This is a genomic window from Citrobacter sp. wls613, assembly GCF_005281195.1.
In the GTDB taxonomy this organism is placed as follows: domain Bacteria; phylum Pseudomonadota; class Gammaproteobacteria; order Enterobacterales; family Enterobacteriaceae; genus Citrobacter; species Citrobacter gillenii.
The window spans coordinates 174,188-197,121 of record NZ_SZXN01000034.1 but is presented as its reverse complement, the minus strand read 5'-3'; the positions used below and the strand labels follow the sequence as shown (position 1 = coordinate 197,121).

22 protein-coding genes are annotated in these 22,934 nt (G+C 53.6%); 15 read left to right on the top strand and 7 right to left on the bottom strand.

Translation table 11 applies throughout. The features are described from left to right. Window positions 1-114 precede the first annotated feature (114 nt). The 9 genes from cheR (at window position 115) to FDX01_RS05560 (ending at window position 9,875) form a co-directional block, all read left to right on the top strand. Window positions 115-987, top strand: a complete 873-nt coding sequence (cheR, locus tag FDX01_RS05600; RefSeq protein ID WP_117341923.1) for a protein-glutamate O-methyltransferase CheR — start codon at window positions 115-117, stop codon at window positions 985-987. After that, window positions 984-2,033 carry a protein-glutamate methylesterase/protein glutamine deamidase gene (gene cheB, locus FDX01_RS05595; protein WP_115258787.1) on the top strand — a complete coding sequence of 350 codons (1,050 nt, stop codon included), beginning with the start codon at window positions 984-986 and terminating at the stop codon, window positions 2,031-2,033. The genes cheR and cheB overlap by 4 nt, the downstream gene beginning before the upstream one ends. 16 nt (window positions 2,034-2,049) lie before the next feature. After that, on the top strand, window positions 2,050-2,439 hold the full coding sequence (gene cheY, locus FDX01_RS05590; RefSeq protein WP_045444172.1) for a chemotaxis response regulator CheY: 390 nt from the start codon (window positions 2,050-2,052) through the stop codon (window positions 2,437-2,439). Window positions 2,440-2,452: 13 nt separating this feature from the next. Next, window positions 2,453-3,097 carry a protein phosphatase CheZ gene (cheZ, locus tag FDX01_RS05585; protein WP_096759429.1) on the top strand — a complete coding sequence of 215 codons (645 nt, stop codon included), beginning with the start codon at window positions 2,453-2,455 and terminating at the stop codon, window positions 3,095-3,097. A 170-nt stretch (window positions 3,098-3,267) separates the two neighbouring features. Beyond that, a complete protein-coding gene (gene flhB, locus FDX01_RS05580; protein WP_117341924.1) occupies window positions 3,268-4,419 on the top strand; it encodes a flagellar biosynthesis protein FlhB in 1,152 nt (383 codons plus the stop codon). Next, entirely contained in the window at window positions 4,412-6,490 is a 2,079-nt protein-coding gene (gene flhA / locus FDX01_RS05575; RefSeq protein WP_137362884.1) for a flagellar biosynthesis protein FlhA, read from the top strand. The genes flhB and flhA overlap by 8 nt, the downstream gene beginning before the upstream one ends. Then, window positions 6,490-6,882, top strand: a complete 393-nt coding sequence (gene flhe / locus FDX01_RS05570; protein WP_115258784.1) for a flagellar protein FlhE — start codon at window positions 6,490-6,492, stop codon at window positions 6,880-6,882. The genes flhA and flhe overlap by 1 nt, the downstream gene beginning before the upstream one ends. 265 nt (window positions 6,883-7,147) lie before the next feature. Next, entirely contained in the window at window positions 7,148-8,731 is a 1,584-nt protein-coding gene (locus FDX01_RS05565) for an MFS transporter (protein WP_137399380.1), read from the top strand. A gap of 4 nt (window positions 8,732-8,735) precedes the next feature. Next, on the top strand, window positions 8,736-9,875 hold the full coding sequence (locus FDX01_RS05560) for a glycoside hydrolase family 105 protein (RefSeq protein WP_117341926.1): 1,140 nt from the start codon (window positions 8,736-8,738) through the stop codon (window positions 9,873-9,875). Here FDX01_RS05560 and mrdA read toward each other — a convergent pair. Both mrdA and argS read right to left on the bottom strand, forming a co-directional pair. Continuing rightward, entirely contained in the window at window positions 9,847-11,784 is a 1,938-nt protein-coding gene (mrdA, locus tag FDX01_RS05555; RefSeq protein ID WP_137399379.1) for a penicillin-binding protein 2, read from the bottom strand. The two genes, FDX01_RS05560 and mrdA, sit on opposite strands and share 29 nt — an antisense overlap. Window positions 11,785-12,025: 241 nt before the next feature. Further along, on the bottom strand, window positions 12,026-13,759 hold the full coding sequence (argS, locus tag FDX01_RS05550) for an arginine--tRNA ligase (RefSeq protein WP_137399378.1): 1,734 nt from the start codon (window positions 13,757-13,759) through the stop codon (window positions 12,026-12,028). Window positions 13,760-13,997: 238 nt separating this feature from the next. Here argS and FDX01_RS05545 point away from each other — a divergent pair, with 238 nt between their 5' ends. Both FDX01_RS05545 and cutC read left to right on the top strand, forming a co-directional pair. Next, the gene (locus FDX01_RS05545; protein ID WP_137399377.1) at window positions 13,998-14,564 is read left to right on the top strand and encodes a VOC family protein; all 567 of its coding nucleotides are present in this window, start codon (window positions 13,998-14,000) and stop codon (window positions 14,562-14,564) included. Window positions 14,565-14,566: 2 nt separating this feature from the next. Beyond that, a complete protein-coding gene (gene cutC, locus FDX01_RS05540) occupies window positions 14,567-15,313 on the top strand; it encodes a copper homeostasis protein CutC (RefSeq protein ID WP_137399376.1) in 747 nt (248 codons plus the stop codon). Window positions 15,314-15,474: 161 nt separating this feature from the next. Here the strand turns inward: cutC and cmoB are convergent, their stop codons facing one another. The 5 genes from cmoB to FDX01_RS05515 are packed head-to-tail and all read right to left on the bottom strand — an operon-like array spanning window position 15,475 to window position 19,053. Continuing rightward, entirely contained in the window at window positions 15,475-16,443 is a 969-nt protein-coding gene (cmoB, locus tag FDX01_RS05535) for a tRNA 5-methoxyuridine(34)/uridine 5-oxyacetic acid(34) synthase CmoB (protein ID WP_115258776.1), read from the bottom strand. Then, on the bottom strand, window positions 16,440-17,183 hold the full coding sequence (gene cmoA / locus FDX01_RS05530) for a carboxy-S-adenosyl-L-methionine synthase CmoA (protein WP_096757441.1): 744 nt from the start codon (window positions 17,181-17,183) through the stop codon (window positions 16,440-16,442). The genes cmoB and cmoA overlap by 4 nt, the downstream gene beginning before the upstream one ends. Before the next feature lie 40 nt (window positions 17,184-17,223). Further along, window positions 17,224-17,619 carry an MAPEG family protein gene (locus FDX01_RS05525; protein ID WP_096757440.1) on the bottom strand — a complete coding sequence of 132 codons (396 nt, stop codon included), beginning with the start codon at window positions 17,617-17,619 and terminating at the stop codon, window positions 17,224-17,226. A gap of 52 nt (window positions 17,620-17,671) precedes the next feature. Then, entirely contained in the window at window positions 17,672-18,490 is an 819-nt protein-coding gene (locus FDX01_RS05520; RefSeq protein ID WP_137399375.1) for a DUF72 domain-containing protein, read from the bottom strand. After that, window positions 18,487-19,053, bottom strand: coding sequence for a hydrolase (locus tag FDX01_RS05515; RefSeq protein WP_137399374.1), 567 nt, complete (start codon window positions 19,051-19,053; stop codon window positions 18,487-18,489). Before FDX01_RS05515 ends, FDX01_RS05520 begins: the two co-directional genes overlap by 4 nt. Before the next feature lie 264 nt (window positions 19,054-19,317). On the opposite strand from FDX01_RS05515, the gene aspS reads away from it, so the two are divergent. Genes aspS through ruvC form a run of 4 tightly spaced genes read left to right on the top strand, consistent with a single transcriptional unit; the run spans window position 19,318 to window position 22,863 of the window. Beyond that, on the top strand, window positions 19,318-21,090 hold the full coding sequence (gene aspS / locus FDX01_RS05505) for an aspartate--tRNA ligase (RefSeq protein ID WP_115258772.1): 1,773 nt from the start codon (window positions 19,318-19,320) through the stop codon (window positions 21,088-21,090). 1 nt (window position 21,091) lies between these two features. Then, window positions 21,092-21,535: a dihydroneopterin triphosphate diphosphatase gene (gene nudB, locus FDX01_RS05500; RefSeq protein WP_096757436.1), complete on the top strand. Its 444-nt coding sequence runs from the start codon at window positions 21,092-21,094 to the stop codon at window positions 21,533-21,535. Window positions 21,536-21,563: 28 nt separating this feature from the next. After that, window positions 21,564-22,307: a YebC/PmpR family DNA-binding transcriptional regulator gene (locus tag FDX01_RS05495; protein WP_096757435.1), complete on the top strand. Its 744-nt coding sequence runs from the start codon at window positions 21,564-21,566 to the stop codon at window positions 22,305-22,307. A gap of 34 nt (window positions 22,308-22,341) precedes the next feature. After that, window positions 22,342-22,863, top strand: a complete 522-nt coding sequence (ruvC, locus tag FDX01_RS05490; protein ID WP_045444124.1) for a crossover junction endodeoxyribonuclease RuvC — start codon at window positions 22,342-22,344, stop codon at window positions 22,861-22,863. Window positions 22,864-22,934: the final 71 nt, after the last annotated feature.

Below are 22,934 nucleotides of genomic sequence, written 5' to 3'. Positions count from 1 at the left end.
GACTCTTTCTGCCTGCATCGTGTTTTTAAGCATGAAGAGCAAACCGTAACACAACACGAATTGGCGCAGCGCAGGCTGTGCCCGTTGTATCCTGAATGTGATTGAGAAGGCGCTATGACATCATCTCTGCCCTCCGGGCAAACGTCATTATTGTTACAGATGACACAGCGCCTCGCGCTGTCTGACGCGCATTTTCGTCGGATATGTCAATTAATCTACCAGCGCGCGGGTATCGTGCTGGCCGACCACAAGCGGGACATGGTGTATAACCGCCTGGTGCGTCGCTTGCGTACCCTGGAGTTGGACGACTTTGGTCGCTATCTCAGCATGCTGGAAGCCAACCAGAACAGCGCTGAGTGGCAGGCGTTTATTAACTCCCTGACCACCAACCTGACCGCTTTTTTCCGCGAAGGACATCATTTTCCGGTGCTGACTGACCACGCGCGTCGATGCAGCGGCGAATACCGTGTCTGGAGCGCCGCGGCCTCTACCGGTGAAGAACCCTACAGTATCGCGATCACGCTGGCAGATACGTTGGGTATGGCACCTGGACGCTGGCGCGTTTTTGCCAGCGATATTGATACCGAAGTGCTGGAAAAAGCCAGAAACGGCATTTACCGCCTCGATGAACTGAAAACGCTGTCGCCACAACAGTTACAGCGCTATTTCATGCGTGGTACCGGACCGCATGAAGGACTGGTGCGTGTGCGTCAGGAACTGGCGAGCCATGTTGAATTCTCCAGCGTGAATTTACTGGATAAAAAATACAACGTGCCCGGCCCGTTCGACGCCATATTTTGTCGTAACGTCATGATCTATTTTGATAAAACGACGCAGCAGGACATTTTGCACCGTTTTGTTCCACTCCTGAAGCCGGATGGGCTGTTGTTTGCCGGTCACTCAGAAAACTTTAGCAACCTCGTGCGCGAGTTTAGCCTGCGCGGACAAACGGTGTATGCGCATGCGCCGGGTAAGGATAAATCATGAGTAAAATCAGGGTTTTGTCGGTCGACGATTCCGCATTGATGCGTCAAATCATGACTGAAATTATTAACAGCCACAGCGATATGGAGATGGTCGCGACGGCACCCGATCCGCTGGTTGCGCGGGATTTGATCAAAAAATTTAATCCTGATGTCCTGACGCTGGATGTGGAAATGCCACGCATGGACGGCCTCGATTTTCTTGAGAAGTTGATGCGTTTACGTCCGATGCCGGTGGTGATGGTCTCTTCTCTGACCGGAAAAGGCTCTGAAGTCACGCTGCGGGCGCTGGAGTTGGGGGCGATTGATTTCGTCACCAAACCGCAACTGGGGATCCGCGAAGGGATGCTGGCCTACAGCGAGATGATTGCCGAGAAAGTGCGTACGGCATCCCGCGCGCGTCTGGCGGCGCATAAACCAATTGCCGCGCCGAAGACGCTGAAAGCGGTGCCGTTACTCAGTTCTGAAAAACTGATCGCTATTGGCGCGTCGACCGGGGGAACGGAGGCGATACGCCATGTGCTACAGCCGCTACCGCTTTCCAGTCCGGCGGTCATCATCACCCAACATATGCCTCCAGGTTTTACTCGCTCATTTGCCGAGCGCCTGAACAAACTGTGTCAGATCAGCGTGAAAGAGGCGGAAGACGGCGAACGTGTATTGCCGGGACATGCGTATATCGCCCCTGGTGACAAACATATGGAGTTGGCCCGCAGCGGGGCGAACTATGTGATCAAAATTCATGATGGGCCGCCGGTTAACCGGCATCGGCCTTCTGTGGATGTGCTGTTTCATTCGGTGGCAAAACAGGCGGGGCGCAACGCCGTGGGCGTGATCCTCACGGGCATGGGCAACGATGGTGCCGCCGGAATGTTAGCGATGCACCAGGCAGGTGCCTGGACCATTGCGCAAAACGAAGCAAGTTGTGTGGTGTTCGGCATGCCGCGCGAGGCCATCAATATGGGTGGTGTGAGCGAAGTGGTCGATCTTAGCCAGGTAAGCCAGCAGATGCTGGCGAAAATCAGTGCCGGACAGGCAATACGTATTTAATGAGGAGCAGTATTTTATGGCGGATAAAGAGCTGAGATTTCTGGTTGTGGATGACTTTTCCACCATGCGTCGCATCGTGCGCAACCTGTTAAAGGAGCTGGGATTCAACAATGTTGAAGAAGCCGAAGACGGTGTGGATGCCCTGAATAAGCTGCAGGCAGGGGGATTTGGTTTTGTCATTTCTGACTGGAACATGCCAAACATGGACGGACTGGAATTGCTGAAAACCATTCGTGCCGACGGCGGTATGTCTTCTCTGCCGGTGCTGATGGTGACCGCGGAGGCGAAGAAAGAGAACATTATTGCCGCCGCGCAAGCCGGTGCCAGTGGTTACGTGGTGAAGCCTTTCACGGCGGCGACGTTGGAAGAGAAACTCAATAAAATCTTTGAGAAACTGGGCATGTGAGGGTGTGATGATGATGATGCAACCACAAATTAAACCTGTTGATGAACATTCAGCAGGGGATATCATCGCGCGCATCGGTAGTCTGACCCGAATGCTGCGCGACAGCCTGCGTGAACTGGGGCTGGATCAGGCCATTGCTGAAGCGGCGGAAGCGATCCCGGATGCGCGCGATCGTCTGGATTACGTTGTGCAGATGACCGCACAGGCAGCAGAGCGTGCGCTGAACAGCGTTGAAGCCTCGCAGCCACACCAGGACGCAATGGAAAAAGGGGCCAAAACCCTGAGTAAACGCTGGGACGAATGGTTCGAGAATCCGATTGAACTGTCTGATGCCCGTGAACTGGTGACCGACACCCGTCAGTTCCTCGGTGATGTCCCTGGACACACCAGTTTTACCAATGCTCAGCTGCTCGACATTATGATGGCGCAGGATTTCCAGGACCTTACCGGCCAGGTTATCAAGCGCATGATGGACGTTATTCAGGAAATTGAGCGCCAGCTGTTAATGGTGCTGCTGGAGAACATCCCTGAGCAGGGCGCCCGTCCAAAACGTGAAAACGAAAGTTTGCTGAACGGCCCGCAGGTTGACACCTCGAAAGCCGGCGTTGTGGCCAGTCAGGATCAGGTTGACGACCTGCTGGACAGTCTCGGGTTCTGACTCGTGCAGGCCGGATGTAGGGGCAACCGCTTCTCTTCCGGTCTGCATACTCTCTACCGTCTGTAGGGGTTAACGTCATAAACCCCGTCTTTTTTACCGCTTACTCTCGCCATTGCTGTGTCGCTGTTCTGGCATCATTCTCGCCTGTGTCTCTATCCAGGGTCTGATGCGTGGCAGAAGAAAGCGACGACGACAAAACAGAAGCCCCCACACCCCACCGACTTGAAAAAGCGCGGGAAGATGGGCAGATCCCCCGTTCCAAAGAGCTGACCTCACTGCTTATTTTGCTGGTGGGCGTGTGCATTATCTGGATCGGCGGGGAGTCGCTGGCCCGCAGATTGTCGGGTATGCTGTCGGCCGGGCTGCGTTTTGACCACAGTATGGTCAACGACCCTAATCTGATCCTCAGCCAAATCATTCTGCTGATTAAAGATGCCATGATTGCGCTGTTACCGCTGATTACTGGCGTGGTGCTGGTGGCATTGATCTCGCCGGTGATGTTGGGCGGTTTGATCTTCAGCGGTAAATCGCTGCAACCCAAATTTTCGAAGCTGAATCCGCTGCCGGGTATCAAGCGCATGTTTTCTGCGCAAACCGGTGCTGAACTGCTGAAAGCCATCCTGAAATCTACGCTGGTTGGCAGCGTGGCTGGATTCTATCTCTGGCACAAGTGGCCGGAGATGATGCGGTTGATGGCCGAATCGCCGATTACCGCAATGGGCAATGCCCTTGATTTAGTTGGTATGTGTGCGCTGCTGGTGGTACTCGGGGTGATCCCGATGGTGGGGTTTGACGTTTTTTTCCAAATTTACAGCCATGTGAAAAAGCTGCGCATGTCACGCCAGGATATCCGCGATGAATATAAACAAAGCGAAGGTGACCCGCACGTTAAGGGCAAAATTCGCCAGATGCAGCGTGCGGTAGCGCAGCGACGCATGATGGCGGATGTGCCGAAAGCCGACGTCATTGTGACTAACCCCACACACTATTCGGTCGCCTTGCAATATGACGAAAACAAAATGAGTGCGCCACGCGTCGTCGCCAAAGGGGCGGGGCTGGTCGCGTTGCGTATTCGCGAAATTGGCGCGGAACATCGAGTCCCAACCTTAGAAGCACCACCGCTGGCCCGTGCGTTATATCGCCATGCTGAGATTGGTCAGCAAATACCCGGCCAGCTGTATGCTGCCGTCGCAGAAGTGCTGGCGTGGGTATGGCAATTAAAACGCTGGCGTCTGGCGGGCGGCAAGCCGCCACCGCAACCTGGAAACCTTCCGGTGCCTGAAGCACTGGATTTTATGAACGAGAAGAATACTGATGGCTAATCTGGTCGCGATGCTGCGCCTGCCCGGCAACCTGAAATCCACACAATGGCAGATTCTTGCCGGGCCGATCCTCATCCTGCTTATCTTGTCGATGATGGTGCTGCCGCTGCCAGCGTTCATCCTTGATTTACTGTTTACCTTTAATATTGCGTTGTCGATCATGGTGTTGCTGGTGGCGATGTTCACCCAGCGCACGCTCGAATTCGCTGCCTTCCCGACCATTTTGCTGTTCACCACATTATTACGCCTGGCGCTGAACGTTGCCTCGACGCGTATTATTTTGATGGAAGGGCATACCGGTTCGGCGGCGGCGGGGAAGGTGGTTGAAGCGTTTGGTCACTTCCTGGTGGGCGGTAACTTTGCCATCGGTATCGTGGTTTTCGTCATTCTTGTCATCATCAACTTTATGGTTATCACCAAAGGTGCCGGTCGTATTGCCGAAGTTGGCGCACGCTTTGTGCTGGACGGTATGCCCGGTAAACAGATGGCGATTGACGCCGATCTCAATGCCGGACTGATTGGGGAAGATGAAGCTAAAAAACGTCGTTCAGAAGTGACCCAGGAAGCTGATTTTTACGGCTCTATGGACGGTGCGAGTAAATTCGTTCGCGGGGACGCCGTTGCCGGTATTCTGATCATGGTGATTAACGTGGTAGGCGGCCTGCTGGTAGGCGTATTACAACACGGTATGAGTATGGGCAGTGCGGCTGAAAGCTACACCTTGCTGACCATCGGTGACGGTCTGGTCGCCCAAATCCCGGCGCTGGTTATCTCCACCGCGGCGGGCGTTATCGTGACGCGCGTCAGTACCGATCAGGATGTCGGCGAACAGATGGTCACCCAGCTGTTCAGTAACCCCAGCGTGATGGTGCTCAGTGCGGCGGTGCTCGGTTTACTGGGCTTGGTACCAGGCATGCCAAACCTGGTATTTCTGATGTTTACCGCAGCGCTATTGGGGTTGGCCTGGTGGCTGCGCGGTCGCGAGACAAAAGCCCCTGCGGAACCTCAGACGATCAAAATGCCGGAAAATAATGCGGTGGTGGAAGCGACCTGGAACGATGTCCAACTGGAAGACTCGCTGGGAATGGAAGTGGGGTATCGCCTGATCCCAATGGTGGATTTTCAGCAAGATGGCGAGTTGCTGGGACGAATTCGCAGTATTCGTAAGAAATTTGCCCAGGATATGGGCTTCCTGCCGCCGGTGGTGCACATCCGCGACAATATGGATCTGCAGCCTGCGCGCTATCGCATCCTGATGAAAGGGGTAGAAATTGGCAGCGGGGATGCCTATCCGGGACGCTGGCTGGCCATCAACCCTGGTACGGCAGCGGGATCGCTGCCGGGTGAGAAAACGGTTGATCCGGCTTTTGGTCTGGACGCTATCTGGATTGAAAGTGCGCTAAAAGAACAGGCGCAAATCCAGGGCTTCACGGTGGTGGAAGCCAGTACCGTCGTCGCCACGCATCTGAATCACCTGATTGGCCAGTTTGCCGCCGAACTGTTTGGACGTCAGGAGGCGCAACAATTGCTGGACCGCGTGTCGCAGGAAATGCCGAAACTGACTGAGGATCTGGTGCCTGGCGTGGTGACGCTGACCACGCTACATAAAGTGTTGCAGAATTTATTGGATGAAAAAGTGCCGATTCGCGATATGCGCACCATCCTCGAAACGCTGGCCGAACATGCACCGCTGCAAAACGATCCGCATGAACTCACTGCCGTGGTCCGCGTGGCGTTGGGAAGGGCGATTACCCAGCAATGGTTCCCGGGGAACGACGAAGTTCAGGTTATTGGCCTGGATACGCCGCTTGAGCGCTTGCTGCTGCAGGCCTTACAAGGGGGCGGCGGCCTGGAGCCGGGGCTGGCAGACCGACTGTTGGCGCAAACTCAGGAAGCGTTATCGCGCCAGGAAATGTTGGGCGCGCCGCCGGTGCTGTTGGTTAATCATGCATTGAGGCCTCTGCTGGCGCGTTTTTTACGCCGCAGCATACCGCAGCTGGTGGTGTTGTCGAACATGGAGCTTTCCGATAACCGCCATATCCGCATGACCGCGACCATCGGAGGTAAATAATGCGTAAGTTTCTGTGGCTGTTATTGTTTCCTCTGGCAGTGCAGGCCGCCGGAGAAGGCGCCTGGCAGGCTAGTGGCATGGGCATTACGTTAAATCACCGCGGGCAGTCTGCCTCGTCTGCGCCTTTGGTTCCCGGCCAGCCCGTCTCGGGGTTGATGACGCTGGTAGCCTGGCGCTATGAGCTGAATGGCCCTACGCCTGCGGGGCTGCGGGTACGTTTATGTTCGCAGTCGCGCTGCGTTGAGCTGGACGGGCAAAGCGGCACCACTCACGGATTTAATAACGTACCTGCCGTGGAGCCGATGCATTTTGTCTGGGAGGTGCCCGGCGGCGGTCGCCTGATCCCGGCCTTACAGGTGCAAAGTAATCAGGTCATCGTCAACTACCGTTAATTCTCTCTTCTTCATCGCAGCTGGCAGATGAAACTGCTGGCTGTCTCGCACTTTTTGACCCGCCACTTTGATTTAAAAGAAACGCTGTTTTATAAAATAGGTGACTTACGTTGCCGGACTCTTTGTGCTGTTGCCATTTCGCGATTATCCCTGGCAGAAATAAAAAGGTTTCCCTTGCGGTTAACTTTTACTGTGGCCGTGTAAGGACGTCCTGCATCGAAGTGAGGATTGCGGGGCCTCCCAATAATGTGCAGGGGTAACGGCAATGAGAACACGTAAAATTGGGTTGGTAAATTATTTTGCCTATGGGGCAGGTGACTTTTTAGGCGCAGGGACCACGGCGCTGACCGCCGCATGGTTGCTCTATTTCTACACCACTTTTTGTGGCCTGACGCCTATTGAGGCGACGTTTATTTTTGCAACGGCCAGGGTGCTGGATGCGGTGGTTAGCCCATTAATGGGCTTTTTAACGGATAATTTTGGATCGACCTGGCTTGGTAAGCGCTTTGGCCGACGTAAGTTTTTTATTCTGCTGGGGATTCCCTGTGTCTTTAGCTACTCCCTGATGTGGGTCGGCGACATGGGATTCTGGTACTACCTGCTGACCTACCTGGTGTTTGATGTGGTTTACACCATGATTCTGGTGCCCTATGAAACGCTGGTACCGGAAATGACCGATGATTTTAAACAGAAAACCAAGTTTTCTGGCGCGCGTATTTCTATGGCCCAGATGTCAGCCATACTGGCCTCGTTCTTACCTGGCGTACTGTTGACGCTGTTTGGTAAACACAATCCTGTTTCATTTTTCTATGCCAGCCTGGTGTTTTCGGTGCTGTGCGCGCTGATGCTGACCTTTGTGTGGTTTTTTACCTGGGAACGCCCGCGTGAAGAATGGAGCGAAGCGGCACTTCGCGCTGAAGAAGAGAAGAAAAGCCTGACCTTTCGTCAGAGCATGAGTCGTCTTTTCACTGAGCTAAGTTCGACGCTGCGCATCCGCATTTTCCGTCAACATTTGGGCATGTATCTTGGTGGTTATATCGCGCAGGACGTGTTCAACGCGGTCTTTACCTACTATGTGGTGTTTGTGTTGATGCAGGAAGCCTCTATGGCGTCGAACCTGCTGGGCACCATGGCTATCTTCCAGTTTATTGCGGTTATCGCCATGATCCCGCTGTGCATTCGCTTTGGACCGGCCCCGTCTTACCGGATGGTGGTGGTGCTGTTTGGCCTGAGTTCTCTCTCTTATGCGGTGTTGTATTACGCCGGGCTGAGTGATGTGTACGCCTTATTGCTGCTGGTTTCCGCCGTTGCGGGCCTGGGACGTGGTGGCATCAATTATGTTCCGTGGAATACCTACACCTATATCGCCGATGTCGACGAGGTGATCACAGGCCAGCGTCGGGAAGGGATCTTTGCCGGCATCATGACTTTAACGCGCAAAGCCTCGCAGGCGGGGGCCGTCATGCTGGTCGGCATTGTTATGCAGTTATCGGGTTTTGTCTCCGGGCAGAGTGAACAACCTGCTGCGGTCAGCCATACCATTCTGTTCATTCTGAGCTGCGGTACGTTGATTGTACTGGCGCTGGGATTCCTGGTGTCTCTGCGTTTCAAACTGAATCTGCAAACACATAGCACCTTGCGTGAAGAGACCGCAAAAATGCGTGAGTCCGGGCGCCCCATGCCAGAAGGGCTTACCCCTGAAGGACGTGCAACGGTAGAGATGCTGTCAGGCATGCCGTATGAATCACTTTGGGGTAACAACAATATTGGTTACCTGAATCGTAATAAACCTGCTGCGCCATCACTGCAACATGGCTCAGCATTGAATTCGACATTGCACAGAGGTTAAGTAAATGATTGTTTATCCGGTTAAACACAGCCCGTTGTTACGTCAACCTGAACATTTTATTGCCAGAGATGAGTTAAAAACGCTCATCAAGAAGGTGACGCATAATCTGGTCAATATTCATGATGAGAGCGGTGAGTTCTTGCTGCGACTGGACGACGGACGCGTTATTGACACCAAAGGGTGGGCTGGATGGGAGTGGACGCACGGCGTCGGCCTGTACGGGATGTACCAGTATTACCAGCAAACCGGTGATGAAACGATGCGCGATATCATCGATGGCTGGTTTGCCGACCGCTTTGCAGAAGGCGCGACGACTAAAAACGTCAATACCATGGCGCCGTTTCTGACGCTGGCGTATCGCTATGAAGAAACGCGCAATCCGGCGTATCTGCCGTGGCTTGATTCCTGGGCCGAGTGGGCGATGCACGACATGCCGCGTACCGATTTTGGTGGTATGCAGCACATCACGCTGGCGGAAGAGAATCATCAGCAGATGTGGGACGACACGTTGATGATGACGGTGTTACCGCTGGCGAAGATTGGCAAACTGCTCAACCGCCCCGAGTACGTTGAAGAGGCGACGTATCAGTTCCTGTTACATGTGCAAAACCTGATGGATAAAGAAACCGGTCTGTGGTTCCACGGCTGGAGCTATGAGGGAAATCATAACTTTGCCAACGCCCGCTGGGCGCGCGGTAACAGCTGGCTAACTATTGTTATTCCGGAGTTCCTCGAACTGGTCGATTTACCGGAGAATAATGCCGTTCGTCGCTATCTGGTACAGGTACTGAATGCGCAAATTGCGGCCCTGGCGAAGTGTCAGGATGAGAGTGGTCTGTGGCACACGTTGCTGGACGATCCGCATTCTTACCTTGAAGCGTCAGCTACCGCCGGATTTGCTTATGGGATTTTGAAAGCGGTGCGTAAGCGTTATGTCGGGCAGGAATATGCGGCGGTAGCAGAACTCGCCATCAAAGGCATTGTGCAGCATATCTCACCAGAAGGGGAGCTGCTGCAAACCTCATTTGGTACCGGGATGGGGCACAATCTCGAGTTCTATCGCAACATTCCGCTGACCTCCATGCCTTACGGTCAGGCGATGGCGATGCTGTGTCTCACCGAATACTTGCGTAAGTATTTTTAATATCGGTGTCCGACGGCGCTGTCGCTGTCGGCGTTGTTTGTTGAGTTACCTCTGTTTGTGCGGCGTTGTCCTGCGGCACAAACAGATGATCCATAATTTGTCGCATAACCGGCGCGGCGGTAATGCCGTCGCTGCCGCCGTTTTCCAGAATCAACGCCACGGCGACTTTCGGGTTTTTGTAGGGTGCAAATGCGGTGTAGAACACGTGGTCACGCAGGCGGATGGGGATCATCTTCGCATTGTAAGTCTGGTTTTCTTTCAGGCTGAAAACCTGTGAGGTTCCGCTTTTCGCCGCAATTCCGTAAGGTGCAGTATGGAAAAATTTATAACCTGTCCCGTTCGGCGCATTGGCCATGCCAAACATCGCCTCGCGTACCAGTCCCCAATAGGGCGAGGAGGGAGAGGCAATCTGTGACGGTACCGTGGCGGCATGATAAGGCGTAACAGATTTACCACTCTCTTCAGCCTGCAACAGGTGAGGGGCAATCACTTTCCCGTTGTTAATCAGTGCCACCATTGCTTTCACCATCTGGATTGGCGTGGCGATCCAGTATCCCTGACCGATACCAACCGAAATGGTGTCTCCCTGATACCAGGCTTTTTTATGCACCCGTTGTTTCCAGTCGCGGCTCGGTAACAGCCCGTTGTACTCTTCATCAAGATCAATGCCGGTGGGTTTACCGTAACCAAACTGGCTAAGCATGCTATTGATTCGGTCAATGCCCATCATATACGCCACCTGATAGAAGAACGTATCAGCGGACTCTTCAATTGCTTTGGTCACGTCCAACATGCCATGACCGGTTTTTTTCCAGTCGCGATAATGTCGCTCAGTGCCGGGCAATGTCCATGTTGGCGCGCCAAAGAAGCTGGTCTGCGGGGTGATAACGCCATTGAGCAATGCTGACATCGCCATGTACGGCTTGACCGTGGAGGCGGGAGGGTACAAACCTTGCGTGACGCGGTTAATCAACGGCAGGTCTTTATCCTGCAGCAGCGTGTTGTAGTCCTGGTAGCTGATACCTTTGACGAACGGATTCGGATCATAGCTGGGGTTAGAGACCATCGCCAGCACCGAGCCATCGTGCGGATCTTCAACCAGCACGGCGGCGCGCTGACCGAGCAGCAGGCTCTCTATATATTCCTGTAAGTGTAAATCCAGCGTCAGGTGGATGTCCTTTCCGGCAACAGGCGGTACATCTTTTATCAGGCGTACGATGCGTCCGTGGTTATCGACTTCGACTTCTTGATAACCCGTTTTGCCGTGCAGATCGTTTTCGTAATAGTGTTCGATCCCCTGCTTGCCAATGTTGTGATCGGCGGCGTAGTTTTCTGCCAGCCCCTTTTTATCCAACGCTTTCAGGTCGCTGTCATTGATTTTAGAGACATAGCCGAGCACATGCGCCAACTCTGCGCCATACGGATATTGGCGATCTTCATAGCTATTGATGGTGACGCCGCTGAAATGAAACTGATTAACCGAGAAACGGGCGATCTCCACGTCGGTCAGCGCATTTTTGAGCACCACCGGGCGATAGCGACTACTGGATTTCAGATCGTGGCGAAACTGGTCAATCTCATCAGGGGTCAGGTCAACAATAGGCGTTAGCTGCTTTAGCAAGGCATCCATATCGTTGATTTTATAAGGAGTGACAGAAATATCGTACCAGGTGACGTTGCGCACCAGCGGGATACCGTTGCGATCGTAAATGATGCCGCGCGTTGGGGCAACCGGCAGCATTTTGATGTCATTGGCATTTGAGCGGGTGGTGTAATACTGATGCTCGCGAATTTGTAAGTTGTAGAGGTTATAAATCAGGATGCCAAAACAGATGACCACCAGGCCAAAGGCCACTATTACCCGTCGCTGAAAGAGTTTCTCTTCCGCCTCAAAATCTCTGAATGTCATGGACCCACACCTGATTAATTCGCCGCCTAATGATACGGAGGTGTAAATGGGATAACAGGTAAAAGATGTTCCATCCCTCTACGGAAATGTGTCATTCCTTGTGAGTTGTAACAAATTACAGTGAACGTAGCCGTTTCTCGTAGGCCTGATGGCGCTTCGCTTATCAGACCTACGAGGGCGGTCATTCGGGAAAATAAAAAAGCCCGCGACATAGCGCGGGCTTTCACATCACTCGTGGTGATTACATACGTTCTACGGTTTCGATACCCAGCGTATCCAGACCCAGCTTCAGCGTTTTCGCCGTCAACTGTGCCAGCTTCAGGCGGCTGTTACGAATCTCTTCGCTCTCGGCGCTGAGGATTGGGCAATGTTCGTAGAAACCAGAGAACAAACCGGCAAGATCGTACAGATAGGCGCACATCACGTGCGGTGTACCTTCACGTGCAACGACGGTGAGCGTTTCTTCAAACTGCAGTAGACGCGCCGCCAGTTGGGCTTCACGATCATCACTGATGATGACCTTCGCGCTGGCCAGCGCACTTTCGTCGATATCTGCCTTACGGAACACGGACAGTACGCGGGTGTAGGCATACTGCATGTACGGTGCGGTATTGCCTTCGAAGGCCAGCATATTATCCCAGTCGAAGATGTAATCCGTGGTACGGTTTTTCGACAGATCTGCATACTTCACGGCGCCGATACCGACCGCATTCGCCAGTTTTTCCAGCTCGTCGGCAGGCATGTCCGGGTTCTTCTCTGCCACCAGACGACGTGCACGTTCCAGCGCTTCATCTAACAGATCGGCCAGTTTAACCGTGCCACCCGCGCGGGTCTTGAACGGTTTACCGTCTTTGCCGAGCATCATGCCGAACATGTGGTGTTCCAGCGGTACGGAATCCGGCACGTAACCGGCTTTACGCACGATGGTCCATGCCTGCATTAAATGCTGATGCTGGCGGGAGTCGATGTAATACAGCACGCGATCGGCATGCAGTGTTTCGTAACGGTACTTGGCGCAGGCGATATCAGTGGTAGTGTACAGATAACCACCATCTTTCTTCTGGATGATAACGCCCATCGGTTCGCCTTCCTTGTTTTTATACTCATCAAGGAATACGACAGTCGCGCCTTCGCTTTCAACGGCCAGGCCTTTGGCTTTGAGATCCGCAACAATGCCTGGCAGCATCGGGTTGTACAGGCTTTCACCCATCACGTCGTCGCGGGTCAGCGTCACGTTCAGACGATCGTAGGTTAACTGGTTCTGGGACATGGTAATGTCGACCAGTTTGCGCCACATTTCGCGGAAGTAAGCATCACCACCCTGCAACTTCACCACGTAGCTACGTGCGCGCTCGGCGAATTCTTCATCTTCGTCGTAATGTTTTTTCGCGTCACGATAGAAACCTTCAAGGTCAGCCAGCGCCATTTCACCCGCGTTTTCCTGCTGCTGCTTTTCCAGCCACGCGATGAGCATACCGAACTGGGTTCCCCAGTCGCCAACGTGGTTTGCGCGGATGACTTTATGGCCGAGAAACTCCAGCGTACGGACAGCCGCATCACCGATGATGGTGGAACGCAGGTGGCCTACGTGCATCTCTTTCGCCACGTTTGGCGCAGAGTAGTCAACAACAACGGTTTGCTTTTCTGGCTGTGCAACGCCCAGACGATCGGAAGCCAGCGCCTGCTGCACGTGCTGCGCCAGGAATGCTGGATCGAGGAAAATATTGATAAAGCCCGGGCCCGCAATTTCAATCTTGCTGGCAATCCCGTTGAGATCCAGATGAGTCAGCACCTGCTCTGCCAGTTGTCGCGGCGCCATACCCAGTTTTTTAGCGACTGCCATCATGCCGTTGGCCTGATAGTCGCCGAACTGTACTTTTGCTGACTGACGAACCTGAGGTTCGCAATCTGCAGGCGCACCTGCAGCAATCATGGCCTGACGGACTTTTTCTGAGAGAAGAGCCTGAATATTCACCGGAATACCTTACATTTATGAAGCGCTTTACTATACACCGCGCCAGATTAAGAATTTAGGCCGGGAGTATACTGCAAATGCCCGTTGCCGTCAGCATTGTGCGTGCCGCGCGCGGCCTAAAATAGACGCAGGGCAATGACGAATAATCATTCATTTTTTCCCTGAAAAAATCAGCGGTTGGATGGTACTGCGCAACAGAGTAAATTAGCGACTTTGAACATGGATATGAGCTTTCAATATGGCGAACTGGCAAACCGTTGCAGAACTGCATGATATTTCCGCAGATTTAGGGCATTTCACTCAGGCGTTAACTGAACTTTCCACCCGTCTGGGTTTGAATATTGCTCCGCTTGAAGCCGATCACATCTCTCTGCGCTGTCATCAAAACACCACCGCAGAGCGCTGGCGTCACGGGTTTGAACAGTGCGGCCAGCTGTTGTCGGAAAATATCATCAATGGCAGACCGATTTGCCTGTTCAAACTGGATGAGCCGGTGTGCGTGGCGCACTGGCAGTTTTCTATTGTGGAGTTGCCGTGGCCGGGTGAAAAACGCTACCCACATGAGGGTTGGGAGCATATTGAGATTGTTCTGCCGGGCGAGCCGGAAACGTTGAATGCGCGAGCGCTGGCGTTGCTTTCTGATGAAGGATTGAGTCAGCCGGGTATCTTTGTGAAAACCAGTTCACCACAAGGCGAGCGTGAGCGGTTACCGAACCCGACGCTGGCGGTCAGCGACGGCAGCGTGACTATCAAGTTTCATCCATGGTCAATTGAAACGATTGTGGCAAGCGAGCAACAGGAGTAACCATGGCACTGCTGGAAATCTGCTGTTACAGCATGGAGTGTGCGCTGACGGCACAAAAAAATGGCGCGGATCGTATTGAACTGTGTTCGGCACCCAAAGAAGGGGGCTTAACCCCATCACTGGGTGTATTACGTACCGTTCGTCAGCATATTGATATTCCCGTCAATCCGATTATCCGCCCGCGCGGCGGGGATTTTTGCTATACCGACTGTGAATTCGCGACCATGCTGGATGATATCGCCATGGTCAGAGATCTCGGATTCTCCGGGCTGGTAACCGGGTTATTAGATGTTGATGGCAACGTCGATATGTCGCGCATGGAAAAAATTATGCGGGCAGCCGGTACGCTAAATGTCACGTTTCATCGGGCCTTTGATATGTGTGCCAACCCCTTAAATGCGCTGAAAAGTTTATCTGATTTGGGTGTCGCCCGAGTGCTGACTTCCGGGCAAAAATCAGATGCTGCGCAAGGTTTAACAAAAATAATGGAACTTATTGCACAGCCCGGTGCTCCAATCATTATGGCCGGAGCGGGGGTTCGCGCTGCGAATTTGTCTCTATTCCTCGACGCCGGTGTGCAGGAAGTCCACAGTTCTGCCGGAGTATGGCTGACTTCTCCCATGCGATATCGCAATGCGGGGTTGTCGATGTCTTCGGATGCGCAAGCGGATGAATATTCCCGCTATGCGGTAGACGGGGCGGCGGTTGCTGAAATGAAAGCGATTATTGCGCACCATCGGGCCAGCTGATTTTTACCGTTGCATCATGTCGCCCAATATGATGCTTGCTCGTACCAGGCCCCTGCAATTACAGGGGCCTTTTTTTATCCTTTTATGCCTGATGGCGGCGATGCCTTATCAGGCCTACGGGAGTTGTAGGCCCGGTAAGCGTAGCGCCACCGGGCAATCCATCACGGCTTACGCGCAATCAAGACCGCGCGCAGCGGGGCAGGGTACCCTTCTACCGTTTTACTGCTGTCGTTCGGGTCGAGGAAATCAGCCAGCGATTCGGTAATCATCCACTCGGTACGGCGCTGTTCTTCGGTAGTGGTCACACACACGTCGGCAATGCGGACATCAACAAAACCGCACTTCTCCAGCCAGTTTTTCAACGCCAGAGCAGACGGAATAAAGTAGACGTTGCGCATTTGTGCGTAGCGGTCACCCGGCACCAGCACGGTATTTTCGTCCCCTTCAACCACCAGCGTTTCCAGTACCAGTTCACCGTCTTGTACCAGTTGATCTTTCAACTGCCAGAGATGTTCCAGCGGAGAACGGCGGTGATAGAGCACGCCCATTGAGAAAACGGTATCAAACGCGTTCAACGCCGGAAGCTGTTCAATACCCAGCGGCAGCAGATGCGCGCGCTGGTCGTTGCCCAGCAGTTTTCGCACCGCTTCGAACTGACACAGGAATAACTGGGTCGGATCAATCCCAACGGCCAGGTGCGCGCCTGCACCGATCATGCGCCACATGTGATACCCGCTGCCGCAGCCGACATCCAGGATCGTCCGTCCGGTCAGGTCGGATAAATGCGGCAGAACGCGATCCCATTTCCAGTCAGAACGCCATTCGGTGTCGATATTGACGCCATACAGTGAGTATGGCCCTTTACGCCACGGCATCAAATTGCGCATTAATGTATCAATGCGTTTAAGCTGACCGTCGCTGAGCGGCTCTTCGCTTTCAGCGGTGACACTGTGCAGCAAGTCCAGACGGTGCGGTGTCAGTTCGGGCAAAAACTCTACCGCGTTCGACCACTGCTTAAACAGGCCATGCTGATCGCGCTGCCAGCTCGCAATTTGCGCCGGGAGCGTTTCCAGCCAATGAGAAAGGTGATTTTTGGCAATCAGCTGATAAAAGTTACCAAAGTCGATCATGCCGCAACCTCAGCTTTTAGTGCCACCAGAGAACCAAAGTTAAAGCACTGGAACCACAGTTCGCTGTGTTCAAAACCAGCCTGATGCAGGCGCGCTTTATGGGTTTCGACCGAGTCGGTCAGCATGACGTTTTCCAGCATGCTGCGTTTTTGGCTGATTTCCAGTTCGCTGTAGCCATTTGCCCGCTTGAAATCGTGGTGCATGTTGAACAACAGCTCACCCACTTTTGCATCTTCGAAACTGAATTTCTCCGACAGCACCAGCGCGCCGCCAGGATTCAGCCCCTGATAAATCTTATCCAACAATGCCTGGCGCTCCGCTGGCTCAAGGAATTGCAGGGTAAAATTCAGCACCACCATTGAGGCGTTTTCAATAGTAATGTTGCGAATATCCCCTTCGACAACTTCGACCGGAATAGGGGCTTTATAGGCGTCAATATGACGGCGGCAGCGTTCAACCATGGCCGGGGAGTTGTCGACGGCAATAATTTTACAATTGTCATGCTGAATACTGCGACGCACCGAGAGCGTCGCGGCGCCCAATGAACAGCCCAGATCGTAGACCTGCGTGTTGGGTTGCACGAAACGTTCGGCCAGCATACCAATCATCGAAATGATGTTGGAGTAGCCGGGAACGGAACGCTGGATCATATCCGGGAAGACTTCAGCTACCCGTTCATCAAAGGTCCAGTCACCCAGACTGGCGATAGGCGCAGAAAAAAGCGTGTCGCGGTGAGACATAACGTAAAAATCCGGGAAAAATAAAGTGGCGTATTGTGCGCTAATGCAGGGAGAAAACCAACTCCCAGGGCATATACCAGAGATTCGCCAGCACCATTAGCACCAGCGAGCACCAGGTGGCGCTCATGCCGGAACGACGCCAGCGGAACAGACGGTGGTGGAATCCGTAATAATGCATCAGCCGACCGGCAATTAACATCAGCCCGCAAATATGCACCATCCACGTTTCCGCGCCGTTCATTTCCATAAATAACAGCAACACTAATGCGACGGGGATATATTCCACCGCATTACCGTGAATGCGAATCGCACTTTGTAGTTCGCTAAAACCGCCGTCGCCATAAGCCACGCGATACTGCATACGCAGGCGGACAACGTCAAAGGAGAACTTAATCAACAATAACGCACCCAGTACGGCATATAGCGCGCTTACCATACAAACTCCCTTTTAAAATGGCTGCTGGCATTGACTATGATAGGTGGCATTTTCAGAAAAGAGAAGATTGCTGTGGAATAGACGGTGCTGATCCGATCTCTGGCAGAGCGCTGCGTAAATCTGCCCATAGCGTATCTACAAGCTCCGGGGCCTGCGCGATGTCTGGCGTATGTAAAAACAGATAGGGTGTGGTGGTCTGCTTCCAGAGAGACAGTTTGGCCAGCCATACGTTAAATAACGTTCGGTTTTGCTCCATATTATCGCTGCCGATAAAGCGCACCATGGGATTGTTCGCAGTAACCACTGCATGGACCGGAACTTTCGGTTTTTTGCGCTGCGCATCGCGAATCGCTTCACTGTGAGGAACCGCGGCGTGTACCGGCCGACTATCTAAAATTACCCGATTGACCCCTCGCTCGTGTAAGCCGCGATTGAACCGTTTCTCGTCTTCACCTTTGGTAAAAAATTCAGGATGGCGAACTTCCACCCCGTAGGTAAACGATGCGGGTAACGCATCAAGAAACGCCCACAGAGCAGGGAGATCGCGAGGAGAAAAGGTGGCGGGTAACTGCAACCAATATTGCCCGATTCGCGCTTCCAGCGGTGACATGCGGGTGAAAAATTCTTGCACCAAATCATCACAGTTTCGCAGTGCAGCTTGATGCGAAATGGTCGCCGGAAACTTAAAGCAGAAGCGAAAGTCATCGGTAGTCTGCGCCTGCCAGCGCGTAACAATCTCGGCTTTTGGCAGCGCGTAGAGTGTGGTATTGCCCTCAACACAGTTAAAGTGGCGGGCATACTCTTCAAGGCTGGTGATCCCCAGGCGCACCCATTTCGGATGCGACCACTGCGGCAGGCCGATATAGATCATAACGCTTGCAGGATCTCGTCCACGCTGCGCACGCGTGCAATGCGCGGGAAGATATGCGTCATGCTGCCCTGATGTTGATCGGCACTGGCTGCGCTACAGGCATCTTCGGCAATCACCAGGTTAAAACCCAGTTCCCAGGCGTTACGCGCCGTTGACTCAACGCCGATGTTGGTGGAGATCCCGCATAACACGATAGTGTCAACGCCCCGGCGGCGCAGTTGGAGTTCGAGGTCGGTGCCGTAAAAGGCACCCCACTGGCGTTTGATCACTTCGATGTCACTGGCGTTTTTGCCCAGCGCTGTCGGATAGTCCCACCAGTTTGCAGGGAGCGCTTTTGCGGGTGCCAGGGCATCTACCGGCTGTTTCAGGGCTTCTGCGTAGTCGTCAGACCAGCCAACGCGAACCATCACTACCGGTGAACCGTGAGCGCGGAATTGTGCCGCAAGGCGTGCGGCGTGGGTTACCACGTCGCTTGCCGAATGGGGGCCGCCGGCGAAGGGTAAGATCCCTTCCTGTAGATCAATAACGACAAGGGCGGTGGTTTTAGCGTTCAGTTCCAGCATGGTGACTCCAGTCAAAAAAGAATTCCGTTACACCTTAATCGCGATTGTGTGTGAAAGGGGCGACAATTTTTGTTATTTTTTGTGAGATTACGCAATACCCGCGTAGGAAACACGCGTACAGTCAGTAGCGGACTTATCGTGCGGCAGAATTTCCAGTATAATAGCCGCCTTTTTTCATTCAGTTGTGACATTCAGCTAAAGCTGCGACTTCGTCATCTGCAAGGCAGGTGACAATCCGCCTGCGGCAAAGTTAAGGGATATCTCATGCGTACAGAATATTGCGGACAGCTACGTCTGTCCCACGAGGGGCAGCAGGTGACTCTGTGTGGTTGGGTCAACCGTCGTCGTGATCTTGGTAGCCTGATCTTCATCGATATGCGCGACCGCGAAGGTATCGTGCAGGTATTTTTCGATCCGGACCGTGCGGACGCGTTAAAGCTGGCCTCCGAACTGCGTAATGAGTTCTGCATCCAGGTTACGGGCACCGTGCGTGCGCGTGACGCGAAAAACGTCAACGCCGATATGGCGACCGGCGAAATTGAAGTACTGGCGTCCGATCTGACCATTATCAACCGTTCAGATTCGCTGCCGCTGGACTCTAACCACGTTAACACCGAAGAAGCACGTCTGAAGTATCGCTATCTGGACCTGCGTCGTCCGGAAATGGCGCAGCGTCTGAAAACTCGTGCCAAAATCACCAGCCTGGTGCGTCGTTTTATGGACGATCATGGCTTCCTCGACATCGAAACGCCGATGCTGACCAAAGCGACCCCGGAAGGCGCACGTGACTATCTGGTGCCTTCCCGCGTCCATAAAGGCAAATTCTACGCCCTGCCGCAGTCTCCGCAGCTGTTCAAGCAGCTGCTGATGATGTCTGGCTTTGATCGTTACTATCAGATCGTAAAATGCTTCCGTGACGAAGACTTACGCGCTGACCGTCAGCCTGAATTTACCCAGATCGATGTTGAGACCTCCTTCATGACCGCACCGCAGGTGCGCGAAGTGATGGAAGCGTTAGTGCGTACTCTGTGGCTGGAAGTAAAAGGTGTGGATCTGGGTGATTTCCCGATCATGACCTTTGCGGAAGCCGAACGTCGCTACGGCTCTGATAAACCGGACCTGCGTAACCCGATGGAGCTGGTTGACGTTGCTGACCTGCTGAAGTCCGTTGATTTCGCCGTCTTCTCCGGCCCGGCTAACGATGCCAAAGGTCGCGTGGCTGCGCTGCGTGTACCGGGTGGAGCAAGCTTAAGCCGTAAGCAGATCGACGATTACGGTAATTTCATCAAGATCTACGGCGCGAAAGGCCTGGCTTACATTAAGGTCACCGAACGTGCGAAAGGTCTGGAAGGGGTAACCAGCCCAGTTGCTAAGTTCCTGAATGCCGATATCGTTGACGCGATTCTTGAGCGCACCGGCGCACAAGATGGCGACATGATTTTCTTCGGCGCAGACAACAAGAAAGTGGTTGCTGACTCAATGGGCGCACTGCGTCTGAAACTGGGTAAAGATCTGAGCCTGACCGACGAAACCAAATGGGCGCCGCTGTGGGTTATCGACTTCCCAATGTTTGAAGACGACGGTGAAGGTGGCCTGACCGCGATGCACCATCCGTTTACCGCGCCGAAAGACATGACGGCCGCTGAGCTGAAAGCCGCGCCGGAAGAGGCCGTTGCCAATGCGTACGATATGGTCATCAACGGTTACGAAGTGGGCGGCGGTTCCGTGCGTATCCATAACGGCGACATGCAGCAAACCGTGTTTGGTATTCTGGGTATTAACGAGCAAGAACAGCGTGAGAAGTTCGGCTTCCTGCTGGACGCGCTGAAATACGGTACTCCGCCGCACGCGGGCCTGGCGTTTGGTCTGGATCGTCTGACCATGCTGCTGACCGGTACCGATAACATTCGTGACGTTATTGCCTTCCCGAAAACCACGGCTGCCGCGTGCCTGATGACCGAAGCGCCAAGTTTTGCCAACGACGCTGCCCTGGCGGAACTGAGCATTCAGGTTGTGAAGAAGGCCGAGAATAACTGATATGACATACAAACAGCCTGTCTCGGTGTTAGTCGTGATTTATGCAAAGGACACCGGAAGAGTGCTGATGTTACAGCGACGCGACGATCCTGATTTCTGGCAGTCGGTCACCGGCAGCCTTGAAGAGGGTGAAACCGCGTCGCAAGCCGCCATGCGCGAAGTAAAGGAAGAGGTCACCATTGACGTTGCCCGCGAGCAACTGACCTTAATTGACTGTCAGCGCACGGTGGAGTTCGAGATTTTTAGCCATTTACGACATCGCTACGCACCGGGAATCGAACGGAATACGGAATCCTGGTTTTGCCTGGCACTCCCCTCGGAACGAGAGATCGTGTTCACTGAACATCTGACCTATCGTTGGGTTGATGCGGCGGAAGCTGCACAGTTAACCAAATCGTGGAGTAACCGGCAGGCGATTGAAGAATTTGTAATTAACGTCGCCTGAGAAGGCGCGCTTTTTGGAGATATTATTTATGGCAGGTCATAGTAAATGGGCCAACACCAGACACCGTAAAGCAGCGCAGGATTCCAAGCGCGGCAAGATCTTCACCAAAATCATTCGCGAGCTGGTTACGGCCGCTAAGCTTGGTGGTGGCGATCCGGACGCGAACCCGCGCCTGCGTGCGGCTGTCGATAAAGCGCTGTCCAACAACATGACGCGTGACACCCTGAACCGTGCCATCGCGCGCGGTGTGGGCGGTGACGAAGACGCAAACATGGAAACCATCATTTATGAAGGTTACGGTCCTGGCGGGACAGCGGTCATGATTGAATGCCTGTCTGACAACCGTAACCGTACTGTTGCGGAAGTGCGCCATGCGTTCACTAAAACCGGTGGTAACCTGGGCACTGACGGTTCAGTTGCGTACCTGTTTAGCAAAAAAGGTGTTATCTCCTTTGAGCAAGGCGACGAAGACACCATCATGGAAGCCGCGCTGGAAGCCGGTGCTGAAGACGTTGTGACCTATGATGACGGTGCGATTGATGTCTACACCGCATGGGAAGAGATGGGCAAAGTGCGTGATGCACTGGAAGCCGCTGGTCTGAAAGCGGACAGCGCTGAAGTTACGATGATCCCGTCCACCAAAGCGGACATGGATGCAGAAACAGCACCGAAGCTGATGCGTCTGATCGATATGCTGGAAGACTGCGATGACGTGCAGGAAGTTTACCACAACGGCGAAATCTCCGATGAGGTTGCTGCTACGTTAGAATGACGTGGTTGAGCGGTAAAATAACAGGAGATGCGTGATGTCCATTATTCTCGGCATTGACCCGGGCTCGCGCATCACCGGCTATGGCGTGATCCGCCAGGTCGGTCGACAGTTGACCTACCTGGGCAGTGGATGTATTCGTACCAAAGTGGATGATTTACCGTCGCGCCTGAAGCTAATTTATGCCGGCGTGTCGGAAATCATTACCCAGTTTCAGCCAGACTACTTTGCCATTGAGCAAGTATTTATGGCAAAAAACGCCGATTCGGCGCTTAAGCTGGGGCAGGCGCGCGGCGTGGCGATTGTTGCTGCCGTAAACCAGGACCTTCCGGTGTTTGAATATGCGGCACGTCAGGTGAAGCAAACCGTCGTCGGGATAGGCAGTGCGGAGAAAAGTCAGGTGCAGCACATGGTGCGCACATTGCTAAAACTCCCGGCAAATCCCCAGGCCGATGCCGCGGATGCGCTGGCCATCGCCATTACCCACTGCCACGTCAGTCAGAACGCCATGCAAATGAGCGATACCCGGCTGAATTTAGCGCGTGGTCGACTACGTTAATGACAAATGAGGCTGGATATCTATCCAGCCTTTTTTTATGATAGCGCATTACCTTTTTAGCCCTTAACGCA

What these genes read in the sequence shown, in the direction of transcription:
- cheR (WP_117341923.1), top strand. Translation starts at nt 115, where the DNA reads ATGACATCATCTCTGCCCTCCGGGCAAACGTCATTATTGTTACAGATG.
- cheB (WP_115258787.1), top strand. Translation starts at nt 984, where the DNA reads ATGAGTAAAATCAGGGTTTTGTCGGTCGACGATTCCGCATTGATGCGT.
- cheY (WP_045444172.1), top strand. Translation starts at nt 2,050, where the DNA reads ATGGCGGATAAAGAGCTGAGATTTCTGGTTGTGGATGACTTTTCCACC.
- cheZ (WP_096759429.1), top strand. Translation starts at nt 2,453, where the DNA reads ATGATGCAACCACAAATTAAACCTGTTGATGAACATTCAGCAGGGGAT.
- flhA (WP_137362884.1), top strand. Translation starts at nt 4,412, where the DNA reads ATGGCTAATCTGGTCGCGATGCTGCGCCTGCCCGGCAACCTGAAATCC.
- flhe (WP_115258784.1), top strand. Translation starts at nt 6,490, where the DNA reads ATGCGTAAGTTTCTGTGGCTGTTATTGTTTCCTCTGGCAGTGCAGGCC.
- FDX01_RS05565 (WP_137399380.1), top strand. Translation starts at nt 7,148, where the DNA reads ATGAGAACACGTAAAATTGGGTTGGTAAATTATTTTGCCTATGGGGCA.
- FDX01_RS05560 (WP_117341926.1), top strand. Translation starts at nt 8,736, where the DNA reads ATGATTGTTTATCCGGTTAAACACAGCCCGTTGTTACGTCAACCTGAA.
- mrdA (WP_137399379.1), bottom strand. Translation starts at nt 11,784, where the DNA reads ATGACATTCAGAGATTTTGAGGCGGAAGAGAAACTCTTTCAGCGACGG.
- FDX01_RS05545 (WP_137399377.1), top strand. Translation starts at nt 13,998, where the DNA reads ATGGCGAACTGGCAAACCGTTGCAGAACTGCATGATATTTCCGCAGAT.
- cutC (WP_137399376.1), top strand. Translation starts at nt 14,567, where the DNA reads ATGGCACTGCTGGAAATCTGCTGTTACAGCATGGAGTGTGCGCTGACG.
- cmoB (WP_115258776.1), bottom strand. Translation starts at nt 16,443, where the DNA reads ATGATCGACTTTGGTAACTTTTATCAGCTGATTGCCAAAAATCACCTT.
- cmoA (WP_096757441.1), bottom strand. Translation starts at nt 17,183, where the DNA reads ATGTCTCACCGCGACACGCTTTTTTCTGCGCCTATCGCCAGTCTGGGT.
- FDX01_RS05525 (WP_096757440.1), bottom strand. Translation starts at nt 17,619, where the DNA reads ATGGTAAGCGCGCTATATGCCGTACTGGGTGCGTTATTGTTGATTAAG.
- FDX01_RS05520 (WP_137399375.1), bottom strand. Translation starts at nt 18,490, where the DNA reads ATGATCTATATCGGCCTGCCGCAGTGGTCGCATCCGAAATGGGTGCGC.
- FDX01_RS05515 (WP_137399374.1), bottom strand. Translation starts at nt 19,053, where the DNA reads ATGCTGGAACTGAACGCTAAAACCACCGCCCTTGTCGTTATTGATCTA.
- aspS (WP_115258772.1), top strand. Translation starts at nt 19,318, where the DNA reads ATGCGTACAGAATATTGCGGACAGCTACGTCTGTCCCACGAGGGGCAG.
- nudB (WP_096757436.1), top strand. Translation starts at nt 21,092, where the DNA reads ATGACATACAAACAGCCTGTCTCGGTGTTAGTCGTGATTTATGCAAAG.
- FDX01_RS05495 (WP_096757435.1), top strand. Translation starts at nt 21,564, where the DNA reads ATGGCAGGTCATAGTAAATGGGCCAACACCAGACACCGTAAAGCAGCG.
- ruvC (WP_045444124.1), top strand. Translation starts at nt 22,342, where the DNA reads ATGTCCATTATTCTCGGCATTGACCCGGGCTCGCGCATCACCGGCTAT.